Genomic DNA, 15,343 nt, shown 5'->3' on the forward strand with positions numbered 1-15,343 from the left:
CGGCCTTACTGTTGAGCCGGAGGCATTACAATTGAGTTTTCTTTGACTTCATCTACCCAGGATTTAAAGATACTCAAAGTTTTATCATGCCTGCGTTTCAGTTCAAACTCGTCACATATATAGCCCACAGGGTCCTGTGGGCTTTTCTCAAGTGCCAGCCTTGCCAAGCCTAATGCTTCGGGATAGGCGATTTCACTCCAAAGTCTGGGGTAACCAAAGGCAGCAACACCCCGCCATGGGATTTCACTGGCGATGTTATCAGCACTTGGCCACACCACTGGCTTTTGGTCATCAATCTCAGTAATACCAGCCCAGGGCTCTATGATGGAACGTAAATGAGCAATCTGTTTTTGACTGGTTCTGGCCAAGTCATGCAGATTAGCCACTTCAAGAGCCAAGGCCTGCAGCGTAATTCCCGGCTTCTCTTGTAGTATGCCTCTGGCCATTTGCTCCATAGATTGCCTGTTACTGTCAGCAAAGTAGTCCTTGGCCTCCGGACCTGTGGGTCCTGTATCTTGAGCTTGCTGAATTTCAGTTTCTGAGAGAGGAACATCCAAAATTGTGGTCATTGCATCGTCTGGGACAGATTCAACCACTTCAGCCATTTGCTCGATCTCACTTAGCTCAGACTTGTCTTTTTCGACCAGCTCTCTTAGTTGAACATCCAATTTCTGGACAGCTGTTTCAGGGTCTACGAAATAATCAGTTGACCACAATCTCAAGATCCGCCAACCCAGGTTTTCAAGTACAGCCTGGCGCACTCTGTCTCTATCCCTAGCCGAGGGAGAGGCATGATAGCTCACGCCATCACATTCTATGCCTGCCAAGTACACTCCGGGTTTGTCTGGATGGACGATACCCAGATCCACTCTGAATTTACTGACTCCCACCTGTGTCTGGATTTTCCAGCCCTTTTCGCGAAGATCAAAGGCAACGGCTTTTTCAAAGTCACTGTCAAACTGATCGGTACCATAGACCGCAGTCGTTTGTTCAGTTAAAGCACGGGGTCCCCGCTCAGCAAATTCCAGATAGTGCTTCAGATGCTCTACCGCTTTTGCCGAAGTACGATTCAAGTCAATCATGGATGAGTCGAAGCTGCTAAATATCAGCACCTCGGTGGTTGCCCTGGTTATTGCAACATTGAGTCTGCGCTCCCCGCCTGACTTGTTCAGAGGGCCAAAATTCATGCTCATTGTCTTGTCGCCAACTTCTGTCGGGCCAAAGCCAAGACTCAGGATAATAACGTCACGCTCGTCTCCTTGCACCGACTCCAGATTTTTTACAAAAACGCCGTCATAATTTTGATCTGAGCTGAAATAGGCTTCAATTTCAGGATGACGCCGCCTGGCATCGTCTAGCAAATCTTCTATTGTCCGTTGTTGGTCAGTGTTAAGGGTGACCACTCCCATCGACAACTTGCTTTTCGCCGGACTTTTCAACCGTCGCACTATTTCATCGACAACTGCTTTGGCTTCGATAACATTGTTACGCCCCTTACCTTTGGCATAGGCGCCGTCCACCCGATGCAGATGAACAGCCGATTCCTTGGTATCAGATGAAGGATAGGTAACCAGCGCATTTTCGTAATACTTGCTGTTTGAAAAGGCTATCAGGGTTTCATGCCGACTGCGGTAGTGTCCCATCAATCGCAGCAGTGGCAATCTGGCAGCAAGGGCCTGGTCCAGAATAGATTCCAAATCCTCCTCTTCAGGATCCTCACTACTGCTGGCAGCCGAGAAGAAGTTTGTCGGCGGCATTTGCTTTGGATCGCCTACAACAATGACGTTACGTCCCCGGGCAATGGCTCCTACCGAGTCCCAGGTCGTCATTTGCGATGCTTCATCAAAGACAACCAGATCAAAGTCCCTGAACCCGGCTGGCAGAAATTGCGCCACTGACAATGGAGACATCATTAAGCAGGGGCAAAGTGAAAGCAGAGACTTACCCAGTTGTTCAATCAACGCACGGGTGGGAAGATGACGGGTCTTTCTCTGGATTTCTCTGGCAAGAACGCCAAATTCTGGTGGATTGTCACGAGAATCCTGTGACTGCACTGCGGATGCAGACAAGGCGACAATATAGTCGCTGGTGATATCCGCCAGTTTTTGATCAAGCTGCCTGAACTTTTCAATGGTGGCTTCATGGGTGGAGGCTTTGAATTCACGCAACACCGGATTGGCATCTATTAGCAAGGGAGCCAACCAGGCACTGTAAGCCGCATCAAATTGCTCAGCCGCTTGTTCTGGTGGGAACTCCCCTTTCTCCAACCCGGACACCATTGCTTGTAACTTCAGCGACATGGCCTTTTGTTTTGTACCTTGCCACTCACACCAACTTTTGAGCTTTGGCTGGGCTTTTAAGATGGCTTCAACACTTTGACGAATTTGCTCCAGCGTGAACTCTTCTGATAACGAAAAGCCTAGCTCTTGTAGTTCTTTAACATAAGAAAGGTACTGACTGACTAGCTGTGCGAATGAAGCGCTCTCTTTTTGCAGCTTCGATCCCTCAAGATAGTCCCGTCCCTCGACTAGCCACTTTTTAAGCGGAATCATTAGTTCAACCGGTTCGTCAACCAGACTTAACCCACGGGATATCGCGCCTAAAACGGTTTGCCCCGTCTGCAGTTTGCCCTGTAAAAACTCGGGGCTTGTTTCCCATCCCTGCCAAAGCGCATATGGCTGTAGTTGTTCGACTTGCGTCAGAATCGATTTTTGAAGTGGTATGATCGTTCTAAGCTGTTCAATGGTCTGCAGCCCTTCTAAGGCAGTAAAGCCGAGTTTTTTAGCTTCGGATTTGATTTTCCAGATTGAAACCAGGGCCTTAAACCAGCCCGAGGCCGCTTCATCTTTTAACTGGAGCCAGCGGTCGATAGGGATAGTTTGAAGCTGCTGTGGCGTGACTTTGCCCTTGAATGCATTGAGCTGTACGTCAAACTTGCGTTTGTTGTCTGCCAGACTTTCAATTGCGGCAAGTCGCTCTTTAGCTCCCTTTTCCATGGCAAAGTCGATACTCTCTTTTTCCGCCATGTCCACAAGGGTGGTGATCGCCGAAAGGCCCTCTAGTAAGGGCTGGCCAGTAGCAGTGGCGGCTGGTTTGATATCAAGCAAGTGCAACAGGCTGGTGATCGCGGTTTCCAGCGGCGTCAGTTGGTCACTAAAGGTTTTAAGTTTTTCAGTAAGTTTTGACTGCCAAACATTCGACCAGGTCGAGGCGGTTATCGGAGCAAAACAGTTTCCATCAAGTTCTCTGACATCCACAAATGCCAGGGCCAGAGCTGCGACTATTTCTCTTGCCTGATTGAGGTCATGGTCAGACTGAACAGGGCCAGCCTCTATATTCATCGGCCAACCCAGGGAAATGACAGGTTCTTTCGATTTGGAAGAAACCTTTGCAATGGCCTCTCTGGCGGTCAATCCAAATGGCGATTTTTCATGAAGGGCATGTACATAAGCATTCAGTTCATCCTTATGAGCCTTGAGCTGTTCAACATGTTGTAACCATTCTTGTTGGCTCAGCCCTTCCCGTTTCTGCCAGGCGCGATTGAGTTGGTCCAACACTGCCCGCTTATTGGTTTTATTACTGTGAAGCTCCAGGCAAAGGTGATCCAACCCGACCTTTTGCAAACGTCGATAAACCACATTCAGTGCCGCCATTTTCTCAGCAACGAACAGTACCTTGCGGCCTTTGCCGATATTGTGAGCAATGATATTGGCAATGGTTTCTGACTTGCCGGTGCCGGGCGGCCCTTCCAATACAAAATCTTGCGGTTCTGCAGAGGCCGCCACGGCTACTAGTTGTGAACTGTCACAATTCAATGGCGTGTATAGCTCAGCAGGATCAATCTTGGCGTCTACCTCAGAGCGCTCAAAAAAATGCGTTTCCTGTCTGTAAGGTTCTTTGGGATGGTCAACCAAATGATTGACGAAAGGGTTTTCCTTTAGCTCGTCGATTCGATCCCTGAGATCTTTCCACATTAAATATTTGGCGAATGAAAACGAGGCAAGCACCAACTCCTCAACCACTTCAAACCCGCGGTGCTCACTGACCGCTTCTCTCACCCTGTGCCAGATATAGGGTACGTCTACCCCGCTGTCATCGGTTGGCAGTGTCTCTTTAAATTCAGACAGATTGATATCATGCTCAGATTGAAGAAATTCAATTAAGGTCAGGTTGAATATGGGATCTTCGTCCTGCAATTGTTGTAGCGTCACCGGTGAGCGTGCACTTTTTCTGCTCAAGCTCACTGGGATCAGAATCAGCGGTGCTCGGTAGCTTTTGTCGTCCTCGGGATTTTCTTTCCATTTGAGCATTCCCAACGCCAGATAAAGGGTATTAGACCCACCCTCCTCCAGGTCATTCTTAGCTTTGCGGAACAAGGAGACGGCACAGCTTTCCAGTCGCTTTTGACTTTGGTTTGCCACCAGCACCTGCTTTCCAAGCTGCTCCTGCGCATACTGTTTGTGTAAGTCTGAGCCTGATTGCATCCTGAAACTCTCAGGATCACGCTCACGATCGTTAATCGGACTCTCTTCGGCCGAGATAAAGCGAAAGCGCCCCCCATCGGCGAGTTCATCTTCCATGGACGCTATATCCGGGCAAAACAATTTTATGGAGACCGCTTGCTCCCGCAAATTAAGTAGACTGTTGCGCTTGGATAGATCGAGTAACTTTCGTGACCAGCTGTCTATGCGGGTTTCGGGTGTTTCTACCGTTACCCGCTCGTCCGCACGAACCGGCGGTAAAGGTGGCACAACTGGTAAGTCCATCACTGCAGGACCTTTTGCCAGCACTTCTTCCCGTCTTTCCTCAACTGTCGACAAAGGCTTTATCTGTCTGGCGCGAGCCTGTCCGATATCAATAACGTAGACAAACTCATCCTCACATTCTTCTGCAAGCAGGCTGCGTGCCCGCTCTTTGGCTTGCTCAAAAGTTACGGGGGTAACATTGGTCACCAGGGTGGTTTCAAACAACACCATGTCGCGGTTATCAAGTCGCTTACGCACATCCATGGGATCGTCATTGGTAAGGACCGGCAAGCGCTCATCAATCAACCATGCCCCCGCAAAAGCATGCCCTTTACTTAGTGCGACAACAGGATTCAGCCCCATTGCTTCAATGCAGCTTGCGAATAACAGGGAGGTATCCAGGCAGGCAGCAATTTTACTAGTGCTGATATCAGAGGCTAACCGGATACGCTGACCGTACCTGGCAAAGCCATTTGGGGGCGAAACATAGGCCAGTTGCTGATCGAAAATGACGTTCCACAGAGCGGCTAACATCAAATAAGGTTTTTCACGGGTATTTGACTGATAGCCGTCAATGACTCGACCGTGCCCTGCTCGTTCCAATAGCTCAGCGGTGCTTCGAAGCAGTGATTCAACATATACGCCGTTGGGCTTAACAAATGCCGCCAGCAAATCAGGTTGCCGGGTTTCCCCACCCCAATAGTTTGCCGGTAACACAGCAATAGTGTGGGTTGCAGAGGCCAATATCACCTCGTCTTCGTTAAGAACCCGAAATGACAGCTCCAGGGATATTTCTTCGGTTAGGCCGAAGAGTTTGTCGAAGGTAAATCTGAGGTCACGTTTGGGTAATGTCAGTATTTGCCCGGGGGCCAGTTCATCGACGAGCCAGGTTTCCTCTTCCAACCAGCAAGGAATAGCTTGCAGGACCACTTTGAGGCTCTTGCTCGGCACAGCCTGCACTTCAGGCTCTTGGGTATCGGGCTTAAGGTATTCAAGCTTCAAGCTTTTTATCAGTGGGTAGGCGTTTTGTTGTGCGGCTAACGAAAACGTCGATATTGCGTCGATGACAAGGTTCAGGTGTGAATTGACTGTCATAATACCCTCCCTGGCTAAGTGTCTGGTTTAGTTATTCCTCATCCGGCACATACACCATCAGTTCATCTACTCTGCAGCCAAAGTATTTGCACAGTGAATCAATGGCGTTAGTCGTCGTGGAATGACGCATCGCGGGATTCTGCATCTTGGATAAGGAGGTGCGGTTGACCTCCGTTTGCTCGGCCACTTCTTCGAGCATGATTTCTCTTTTTTCCCGGAACTCCTTGTCGGCCAGGAGCTCCTTCAATCGAAACCGGATCATCAAAAACCTTAAAAAATATGCAAATGTTCTTTGACAGAATACTTTTACACTGCCCACAGGTTTTCTGAAAGAACATTACGTAGCAATAAAGAACAAAGGTGATTGTATGCCAAATACACTTCTCTCAGAAAAAACAGCTGGCAGATCCGAATCCACTTCAATGCAGGTTACATCAACAAAGCATTGAAATATAGTGTCCTACTGGAGGGGATACATTACATCAAATCCGGCCATTTTCTGGCCTCAAGGGGTTCTACATTTGGGAAGCCGTAGAGCATGAGCTCTATAACCCTGCGGTCAGGCCCGCACAGATCATCCCCATGGCATCAGGGAGGATCTGTAATGGCTAGCATTGGGTCCCGTAACCTAAATTGTCTTATTGCAGGCTCAAACCTGACATTTTTAGTATCAAAGGCATTAGCAATTGCCTGTAAAATAACACCATCTTCGGCAATACCCGCTTTTACCTTACCTTCGTCGACAATCCACAGCCGATCTGCCAATTCCAGGCTCAGTTCAAGATCGTGGCTGGACAGCAATACTATTTTACCCATAGTGTGAGCATGAGTTCTAAGCAGACTCATTACCTCTACTCTTCCGGGCAGGTCCAGAAACGCAGTAATTTCGTCTAACACTATCACATCAGTATCCTGAGCCAGCGCTCTGGCAATCATCACCCGTTGGCGTTCTCCATCAGAAAGGCTGTCAAACGGCTGATTGGCAAATTTCAAGACATCTACGGTACGCATGGCATCTGCGATAACCTCATAATCTGTGTCACTCAAGTGGCCTCGCCAGTTGGTATAGGGCTGACGGCCGAGGTTGATAACATCTCGTACTCTGAGCCCCGGACTGGAAACTCTCTCGGTAGTTACCACAGAAATACGCTGTGCCCGCAATTGTGCCGTCATCTCATGAATATTGACATTGTGCAGGCAAACCCTTCAACCAAGTGGCTTCTGCAGGCCGCTGATAGTGCGCAGCAGAGTTGATTTACCCGCACCGTTTCGGCCGATGACACAGATAAATGCGCCAGGTCTTAACGTTAAGTTCAGATTGGCCAACACCGCACCGCGAGGCCCGGGGTAACCGGCCGCTACATTCATCACTTCCAACATCTAAATGCGCCCCCGTAAGGATGGACTGGCCAACAATATCGCAATAACCACCGGTGCTCCCACTAAAGCCAAAATAGCATTCAAATGCAAAAAGTGTTGTTCCCATGGCAAATGCACAATGGCATCGGCACTCAAAGCCAGCAATGCGCCGCAAAGGGCGGCAATGGGTAGCAAGGGCAGAATTTGCGACGTTCTGACCATGGCACGGGCAAAATGCGGTACGATCAGACCAATAAAGGTCACCGGGCCGCAGTACGCCGTTACTGGTGCCACCAAAAGCACTACGGCGCCTAAGGTCAGCCAGCGCAACCGTTTAACATCCGTCCCCATGCTGCGTGCATAAGTCTCTCCCAGCAGCATAGCGCTCAGTCCTTTGGCACTGACAATCGCCAACACCAGCCCAAGCCCAATAGGAAGTAGCATTAAAGCAACGTCGCTGATCTCTGTGCTGGCAAAGGTGCCGTCGTTCCAGCCTGAATACACCCTCCCACCTACGCGACTGGCAAAATGCATCACGATACTGACCAGCCCCTGAACGGTAAAGCCAAGCATCAAACCCACCACCAACAGAGTAATATTGCTGACCCGTCTTGACAGTCCGGCCATCAGCACAGCAAACACGGCCACGCCCAGAATTGCACCACTGGTTAAGCCAATGCCCTGAAACGCCGTCAAAAACGCCAATGCGGCAGGCCCGGCAAATGCTGCAGCAGTGACAATCAGTGATACGCCCAACTGCCCTCCCGCCAGCAGTCCCAAAGACCAGGCGTCAGCCATTGGGTTTCTGAACAACGCTTGCATCAGCACCCCAGAAATCCCCAGTGCTGCACCAGCAATTAATCCGGTGAGCACCCTGGGCAGGCGGATATCCCGCACAATCTGGCTGGCAACGGGATCCCCACTGGGGTCAAGTACCGCCGCCAACAACCGTTCTCCCCCCAATATGACCTGCCCATAACTCAGGCTAAAGACAATGACAGCCACTAACATCAGTAAAAATACCGTAACAACCATGCGTTGTAGCGATGCAAAATGGTTTGAAGCGTGTATTGTGCTGTTCATGGCCTTGGCGTCTGACTGTCGGGTTGAATATAGGTGAAAGGGGCGTTGATCAGGTTCGGGTGCAGCATTTGCACCAGATCACGCAAAATCAAGTCTGGGCGTATCTGGTCGGTTGCATAAATGTCAAAAGCATCGGCTTCAGGTTTACTCGAGCCATCGGCGGCAAAAAGGCAGCCTTGTCGCCAGGCTTTGAAATTGTGCAGAAACTTAACATCGGTAAAAGGCTGAGAATGGCTGTCGCGAATAACCCAGCAATCAACGTCCCTGGCTTGTTCAAGCAGCACTTCGGAACTGAGCTTAACAAAATCATCAATGCGAATATCATCTGGCTGGGCAAGCGGATTCATTCCCCCGGCGTCCCTCAACAGCGCATTGTCTGCGTTTCTGACCGTCACCATCCAGCGATCACTGCCGCCATACCAGGAACTAAGCACTTTTTTCCTTGGGGCGGTATCGGCGATGGCTTTGAGTTGCTCAACCTGTTCTGCCACGTTGTTGACAAAACTCTGGGCTTGCTTTTCTTTGCCGGTCATCAGCCCAATCAGGCGCACATAGTCAACAGGCCCCATATAATGGGTTTCGGCTTCGAAAAAAATCGGTACTACCGGAATCCCTAATTTGCTGATGCGCTGCATATGTTGCACATGCTCAAGGCTGCCCAATACCATTAACAATACATCTGGACTGGCATCGAGCAAGGGATCAATATTCGGTGGCGTGTGCCAGCCATAACCTATTTGCGCCAGTTCACCGCTGCGCGCTTTGGCGCGTAACTCGTCGTCGTAACTTTTAACTCCGCCAACCGCCACCAACCTGTCCTTTATGCCCAATTCACTGACGATGGCTTCCAAAAAGCCGTAATTAGTTGCAATACGCATCACTGGTGTTCTGACCACGGTGGCACCCTCCAGGTCACCTGTAAGGACAGGTTCGGCTTTATCGCGCGGCACTAGAATAATGCGAGCACTTTGCTCATTTCCCTGCGCACTGCCGCCCCAGGACACCATGGGTGCTTTTAAATCAATAATCTGATAGCCATCCAATTCCCTGACCACAAAGGTTTCGGTATAACGCATAGGCACCTGAACACTGGATGACAGGTTCAAAGTTGGTTTGCCCTGCACCTTATCTTGTGATTTGTCTGGTTGGCTGCAGCCCCCAACCACAAATAACAGCATTAAGATGATGAATGTCTTCATTAAAATCTCACTTTTGTACCCAGGCGAATCTGGCGTGGCACGCCCGGCGTCACATTGGTGACCGCACTACGCGAGCCAGCAAAATAGAAAAAGTAGTCTTCGTCCAGCACATTGGTGACTGACAGGTCGAAGGCCAGGTCTGGATTGTTGATGGGAAACCAGCTAACAGACAAATTCATCAGACTGTATTGACCGGTCTTTATACTGTTGGACAAGTCAACGAAATAGTCGCTGTACCATTCATAAGACAAACTGCCGTGCCATTGCTCGGAAAACTCGTGTGATACTTCTGCATAAACAATATGCCCTGGCACGCCTTGCGGTGTGTTGCCGGAAAAGTTGGTGTCAGGCGCGCCAAAAGAGCCGGCCAGAATTAACTCATCCCATTCGGGGGCCAGGTAGGTGTAATTGACCAGCAATTCTGTGCTGCGCACTGGGCGGTAACGGACAGCGGCTTCCAGGCCACGACTGGAGTATTTCTGTCCTGTGGTTGCCAGGGTTGGTGGTCCTTCTGGATCGGGATTGTCAATAAAAATCCGCCGGTCAGTCTGCCGTAAATAAAACAGCGCGGTTTCCCAGCTCAGTTGTTTGTTTTGCGTTTGCCCTTTCCATCCCAATTCATAACTGTCAATAAAGGTAGGGGCTTCGTCGCGGGCATAGCGATCCGGCTCCCATTGCCAAACCGGACCAAAATTGGAATTAAAGCCCCGTCCATAACTGGCATAGACTAATCCACTATCCAATTGATAGGCGAGTGCCGCCTTGGGCGACACGGCTTCAGAACGCCCCTCGGCATTTTGCAAATCAGGTAATGCGGCAATCACAGAAAAATCGATATTACGCTTAAACTCATCATATCGCGCGCCCACAGTCAGCGTTAAACGTTCGCTCAGACTGATTTCGTCCTGAAAAAAAGCCCCATAAAACTGATTGGTGGTATCTGCTGCCGTTCGCAACTGCTCACGCACAAAACAGTCATTGCCAGGCTGATCATTCAGCACTTCAACTGTGCTGTAATCAATCAGAATGGCGTAGAATCTAAATCCACATTCACCGCTGAAAAACGGGTCAAGCTCTCCTGACCACCTGTCCTGCTCATCTAATGTGGTGGTTCAGCACTGACACCGACAACCAGTTTGTGCCTGCCACTTTGCCAGTTGGCCAACGCTTCGGCAAAATATACGGAAGCGTCATTGACTGAGGCAAAGCCGTTTACCCCCATGATGTTGTTGTCGGGATTAAACTCTAAGTAGTCATAAAAATTGAGGCGAACGTCACTGTCGAACTGGCGCGCCTGGGCAGTTAGCTGGATATCCAGAATGTCTGTTACTTGTTGCTCATAGCGCAGCGCAGCTATCCAGCCCTGGTTGTTGTTGCGGGTTGGCTTATGCCCCAGAAAGCGCTCAGCGCCACCTGCCACTTTTACTACTGAGCCATCTGCCAGCGTCGGAATAACGCTGGGCACCTGCGCATTGCGTTCAAAATAAGACAACCAGGCAGTCAACGCGCTGCTGCTGTTGAAGGGGATGACGGTCTTCAGAAAAGCGCTGGTTGCATCACGCGAGCTGTTGTCTCTACAACCAGCGAAATCTTCATAACTGAGGCTGGCAAGAACGCCGATGTCCTGTTCAAACAGTCTTTCTAACAGCACCTGGCCGCGATAATAGCCGTCCTGACCTGCAGAAAAAGACAGTTCTGCGCTGTTGTTGACTGGATTGCGGGTCTGATAATTTATCGCGCCGCCAATAGCCCCGCGACCATAGAGTGCAGATACCGGCCCCCGCACAATTTCAATATGATTCACTATGGGATAGGGAATCTCATAAAGTAACACTTCTTCGTCGGGGCCGACAAAAGGAATGCCATCAAGCATGGCTAGAAAAGTATCATTGCCGTGATTACCTGTGGCACCACGTATGGACACAAAGGGGAACTCTTCCCCATCCCCCTCACCCCGCCGAAAGAATATACCAGGTACGCCTCTGAATTCGTCGGTACCATAGGTGAAGCCCTTGCCGCGCAAGTCATCCAGTTCACGCACAGAAATCGCTGCTGGAACCTCAAGCAACATTTGTTCAGAGCGGGTTGCCGTCACAACCACTCGTTCGATGCCAGTTTCTGCTTGGCCAGAAAACGTCTCACCAGCGACAGCTGACGACGTGCCTGGCTCAACCCAGGAAGCGGCAATAAGGGCCGCCATGAATGTATAGCGCATGTTTATCTTCTCGTTAGTAAGTTAGGAGCCAACCAAGTTTTACTCAGGCTGATAAACTGTTTTCTGCTAGGTCTGATATGCAACTGCTATTGAGTTGCCCACCACTTTTTGCCGGAAATAATCTGCAGAACAGCAAAACGTCTTAAACGCTTCACGCACAAAAGATACATCATATCATTTCAATTAGATTTCGATATGTTATATTGTATCAATACAGTACACCTACGATACGTTGGTTTGCAGCTTTAAGTCAAATGAACAGGCAGGGCAACCGCCCTGCCGTAGATCGCTAGTCATTTCTACAGGTTGGACTATGAACAATTCACACTGGCTCAGATTGGCACTGATACTGTGCTTAAGCCCGTCAGCCTATGCCCAGCAGCACACCCATGGCCAGGGCGAACTGCTGATTGCTCAGGATGGCGAGCGCTGGCATCTCCAATTGATTTTGCCGGCAGCCGACGCCCTGGGCTTTGAACATGAAGCAAAAACAAGTGAACAAAAAAAAGCCCAGCACCACCTGGCACACAAGCTAACGCACAATGCCGGGGTTGTACAACTGGCCGGGCAATGCTCGCTGGTCAGCGCAGAGCATTCACTACAGGCGGTTGACAACCAAAATCACCCCCACAAACATCATGAGCATCATGAGCATCATGACGACAATGAACAGCATCACGAGCATAGACATAGCAATATTGAGGTGACCTACCAATATGACTGTGCAAGCGCAGTCACCCAGCTTTCTCTGCCACTGTTTGAATCTATGCCTTCACTGAGCCTGATAAAAGCGCAGTGGTTAACCGACAAGGGGCAAGGTGTCGCCAATCTCACCAGCAGCCAACCCTATATAGCGTGGTAATGATGAATCAGGGGCAAATGGGTCAGGTTATCCAGCAGGCTAAGCAGACTTGTCGCAACAGTGGCCGTGGTCTGACAGAAAAGCGTCAGCGAGTGCTGGAGATATTGCTAAAGACGGAAGCTCCTATGTCCGCTTATGAGTTGACGGACGCTTACAATCAGATAGCGCCAGCCCCCATTATGGCCATGTCGGTATACCGTATCCTGGTGTTTCTGGAATCGATGAAACTTGCACACCGACTCCACTCTGCCAATAAATATATGGCCTGCACCCAACTATCAGGCCAATGTGATCATCCGTTCCCATTATTTCTGATCTGTACCCTTTGCCAGAAAGTGGAGGAGACGTCGGTACCCACCAATCTGGTGAGACTACTGACACAGAGCACCAAAAAATCAGGATTTCTTATTGCTGGCTCACAACTCGAAATTAATGGGCTGTGCAGCAAGTGCCAATCAGCCTCTTCGTCTTAAGGAAAGATGTCAGATGAAGCTTCAAAACATTAGTGATAAAGCAGCCATAGGCCTCTCAGCACTTTGTGTCGTGCATTGTTTATTTATGCCCATTATCTTGATCCTTATCCCGCCCTTGTCAGGCGTGCTGGCATTAAATGATGAGCTGTTTCACATCTGGCTGCTGTTCGCAGTAGTGCCAATTAGCAGCATTGCATTGTTGATGGGGTACTTTCACCACCGCAACCGCCGTGTCTTTGTTATCGGTGCCTTAGGCTTAACCATTTTGGTAATTGCAGCAGTTATGGGTCATGACCTGCTGGGTGAGTATGGTGAAGTCGCCATGACCGTGCTGGGTTCCTGCATCATTGCCTTTGGCCATATCCGCAACTATCAACTTGGTCGTCAGCAGCAGTGCACCAATGCCCATCAGGAATATACCAACCATGACTAACAACAAATTACCCGTCACCGTGCTGTCAGGATTTCTTGGCGCAGGAAAAACCACGGTACTCAGCCATATTCTGAATAACCGTCAGGGTAAGAAAGTGGCGGTGATAGTCAACGATATGAGTGAAGTGAATATTGACGCGGCCATGGTCAAAAACGAGGTATCGCTCAATCACAGCGAAGAGAAACTGGTGGAGATGAGCAATGGCTGCATCTGCTGTACGCTCAGAGAGGACTTATTAATAGAAGTCCGCAAACTGGCCTCATCCGCACAGTTCGACTACCTGGTTATCGAGTCGACAGGCATTTCTGAGCCCTTACCAGTGGCCGAAACCTTTACCTTTGCAGACGAAGACGGCATTTCCCTGTCCGATGTGGCCACATTGGACACCATGGTTACCGTGGTAGATGCGGTTAATTTTGTCAGGGATTATGACGAAGCCAAGTATTTGCAGGATACCGGTGAACACTTAGGAGAACAGGATGAACGCAGCGTTGCCGACCTGTTAATCGATCAGGTGGAATTTGCCGATGTGATTTTAATCAGTAAAACCGACCTGGTGGACAATGCTGAGCTGGAACGTTTAAAAGTCATACTCAGTACCCTTAATACCAGCGCGCGTATTATCCCCATTCAACATGGCCAGGTGCCGGTCAGCGCCATATTGGGTACCGGCTTGTTTGATTTTGACAAAGCCCAGCAGGTGCCTGGCTGGCTAAAGGAACTGCGCGGTGAACATATACCAGAAACCGAAGAATATGGTATCTCGAGTTTCACTTATAGCGCCCGTCGCCCCTTCCACCCGCAAAAATTTTATCAGTTTCTGCACAACAGCAACCAACAGGGCAAGCTGCTGCGCTCAAAGGGCTATTTCTGGCTGGCATCGCGCCCCCAGTATGCGGGTCAGTGGAACCAGGCTGGCGGCATCGCCCGATATGGGTTTGCGGGCCTGTTCTGGAAAGCGGTGCCTGAATCACAATGGCCTACCGATGCAGAGTCTCTGGCTTATATACAAAAGCTTTGGCAGGAGCCATTTGGCGATATGCGTCAGGAACTGGTGTTTATTGGCCAGAATCTGGATAAGCAGGTAATCACCGAGTCGCTGGATCGTTGTCTGCTGTCTGAGCAAGAACTGTTGCAGGGTAAAAGCTATTGGCAGACCCTGCCCGATCCTTTTCCCGCTTGGGAGAGCGAAACATGAGTAACGCATGTTTAGCACCCGCGGCAGAACAAAGGGGTGCACTATTAAGAGTTGCCTCAAAAGGCACAAGCCCCGTGGTATTGACGGATATCTATCAGGACGCGGTCAATATTGCCATCTGGCAACGCAAACTGCCAACCGAACTGCTTGGCAGTCTGCAACAGTATCTGCAGAGCAACCCCAGATTAAGTATCACCAAAACCATTGAGGCTGAAGCTATTGAACAGCAACTACAGGAAACACTGCCGGATTTTCCCGGCAATGCGCTGTTACAGGCAAAGGTGGCCGAGTTGGTCGAGATGTTTTGCTGCCTGTTCGATTTAACACGGGCCGGGTTACGCTTAAAAGTACTGGAACACGCAATGTGTCCGCGCTTTCATGTGGACAGGGTGCCCTGTCGATTAGTCACAACCTTTTACGGCGCGGGTACCCAATGGCTACCCCATCAGTTGGTTAACCGCGACAGACTCGGCATTAAAAGTCAGGACCTGGCAGACGAACAATCAGGTTTATACAGCGGCCAGGATTGTATTCAGGTATTAGCACCAGGGGATGTCGCCTTGTTAAAAGGTGAACTTTGGCAAGGCAATGAGCATGCTGGTTTAGTCCACCGCTCTGCGCCAGCCAGCGGGACTGAAAAACGCCTGTTAATGACCCTGGACTTTGTTTTCTGAGTTACCC

11 protein-coding genes and 1 pseudogene are annotated in these 15,343 nt (G+C 49.8%); 5 read left to right on the top strand and 7 right to left on the bottom strand.

The genetic code is table 11. The features are described 5' to 3' along the window. Positions 1-5 precede the first annotated feature (5 nt). From ABD028_RS05385 to ABD028_RS05415, 7 genes and pseudogenes are all read right to left on the bottom strand, one after another. A complete protein-coding gene (locus ABD028_RS05385; RefSeq protein ID WP_343842653.1) occupies positions 6-5,840 on the bottom strand; it encodes an anti-phage protein ProA in 5,835 nt (1,944 codons plus the stop codon). Positions 5,841-5,871: 31 nt separating this feature from the next. Beyond that, entirely contained in the window at positions 5,872-6,102 is a 231-nt protein-coding gene (locus ABD028_RS05390) for a helix-turn-helix domain-containing protein (RefSeq protein WP_343842656.1), read from the bottom strand. A 326-nt stretch (positions 6,103-6,428) separates the two neighbouring features. Further along, positions 6,429-7,220: pseudogene (locus ABD028_RS05395) on the bottom strand (ABC transporter ATP-binding protein). Beyond that, positions 7,221-8,282 carry a FecCD family ABC transporter permease gene (locus tag ABD028_RS05400; RefSeq protein ID WP_343842659.1) on the bottom strand — a complete coding sequence of 354 codons (1,062 nt, stop codon included), beginning with the start codon at positions 8,280-8,282 and terminating at the stop codon, positions 7,221-7,223. Continuing rightward, positions 8,279-9,481, bottom strand: coding sequence for an ABC transporter substrate-binding protein (locus ABD028_RS05405; RefSeq protein WP_343842661.1), 1,203 nt, complete (start codon positions 9,479-9,481; stop codon positions 8,279-8,281). The genes ABD028_RS05400 and ABD028_RS05405 overlap by 4 nt, the downstream gene beginning before the upstream one ends. Beyond that, a complete protein-coding gene (locus ABD028_RS05410; protein ID WP_343844049.1) occupies positions 9,481-10,509 on the bottom strand; it encodes a TonB-dependent receptor domain-containing protein in 1,029 nt (342 codons plus the stop codon). The genes ABD028_RS05405 and ABD028_RS05410 overlap by 1 nt, the downstream gene beginning before the upstream one ends. A 71-nt stretch (positions 10,510-10,580) precedes the next feature. After that, a complete protein-coding gene (locus tag ABD028_RS05415) occupies positions 10,581-11,696 on the bottom strand; it encodes a TonB-dependent receptor plug domain-containing protein (protein ID WP_343842664.1) in 1,116 nt (371 codons plus the stop codon). A 313-nt stretch (positions 11,697-12,009) separates the two neighbouring features. Between ABD028_RS05415 and ABD028_RS05420 the strand changes: the two genes are divergently transcribed. Genes ABD028_RS05420 through ABD028_RS05440 form a run of 5 tightly spaced genes read left to right on the top strand, consistent with a single transcriptional unit; the run spans position 12,010 to position 15,336 of the window. Further along, the gene (locus tag ABD028_RS05420) at positions 12,010-12,558 is read left to right on the top strand and encodes a ZrgA family zinc uptake protein (protein WP_343842667.1); all 549 of its coding nucleotides are present in this window, start codon (positions 12,010-12,012) and stop codon (positions 12,556-12,558) included. Beyond that, positions 12,558-13,031: a Fur family transcriptional regulator gene (locus tag ABD028_RS05425; protein WP_343842668.1), complete on the top strand. Its 474-nt coding sequence runs from the start codon at positions 12,558-12,560 to the stop codon at positions 13,029-13,031. Before ABD028_RS05420 ends, ABD028_RS05425 begins: the two co-directional genes overlap by 1 nt. Positions 13,032-13,044: 13 nt before the next feature. Next, positions 13,045-13,464 (top strand): MerC domain-containing protein, encoded by a 420-nt coding sequence (locus ABD028_RS05430; RefSeq protein WP_343842670.1) that lies wholly within the window; start codon positions 13,045-13,047, stop codon positions 13,462-13,464. Then, complete coding sequence (gene zigA / locus ABD028_RS05435) at positions 13,457-14,662, top strand: zinc metallochaperone GTPase ZigA (protein ID WP_343842673.1); 1,206 nt, start codon at positions 13,457-13,459, stop codon at positions 14,660-14,662. Before ABD028_RS05430 ends, zigA begins: the two co-directional genes overlap by 8 nt. Further along, positions 14,659-15,336, top strand: coding sequence for a DUF1826 domain-containing protein (locus ABD028_RS05440; RefSeq protein ID WP_343842676.1), 678 nt, complete (start codon positions 14,659-14,661; stop codon positions 15,334-15,336). Before zigA ends, ABD028_RS05440 begins: the two co-directional genes overlap by 4 nt. Positions 15,337-15,343 lie beyond the last annotated feature (7 nt).

This window comes from Bowmanella denitrificans (assembly GCF_039522935.1).
Classification (GTDB): domain Bacteria; phylum Pseudomonadota; class Gammaproteobacteria; order Enterobacterales; family Alteromonadaceae; genus Bowmanella; species Bowmanella denitrificans.

Coding starts and splice junctions, on each gene's coding strand:
- ABD028_RS05440 (WP_343842676.1), top strand. CDS start 14,659: ATGAGTAACGCATGTTTAGCACCCGCGGCAGAACAAAGGGGTGCACTA.
- ABD028_RS05415 (WP_343842664.1), bottom strand. CDS start 11,696: ATGCGCTATACATTCATGGCGGCCCTTATTGCCGCTTCCTGGGTTGAG.
- ABD028_RS05430 (WP_343842670.1), top strand. CDS start 13,045: ATGAAGCTTCAAAACATTAGTGATAAAGCAGCCATAGGCCTCTCAGCA.
- ABD028_RS05390 (WP_343842656.1), bottom strand. CDS start 6,102: ATGATCCGGTTTCGATTGAAGGAGCTCCTGGCCGACAAGGAGTTCCGG.
- ABD028_RS05420 (WP_343842667.1), top strand. CDS start 12,010: ATGAACAATTCACACTGGCTCAGATTGGCACTGATACTGTGCTTAAGC.
- ABD028_RS05385 (WP_343842653.1), bottom strand. CDS start 5,840: ATGACAGTCAATTCACACCTGAACCTTGTCATCGACGCAATATCGACG.
- ABD028_RS05400 (WP_343842659.1), bottom strand. CDS start 8,282: ATGAACAGCACAATACACGCTTCAAACCATTTTGCATCGCTACAACGC.
- zigA (WP_343842673.1), top strand. CDS start 13,457: ATGACTAACAACAAATTACCCGTCACCGTGCTGTCAGGATTTCTTGGC.
- ABD028_RS05405 (WP_343842661.1), bottom strand. CDS start 9,481: ATGAAGACATTCATCATCTTAATGCTGTTATTTGTGGTTGGGGGCTGC.
- ABD028_RS05425 (WP_343842668.1), top strand. CDS start 12,558: ATGATGAATCAGGGGCAAATGGGTCAGGTTATCCAGCAGGCTAAGCAG.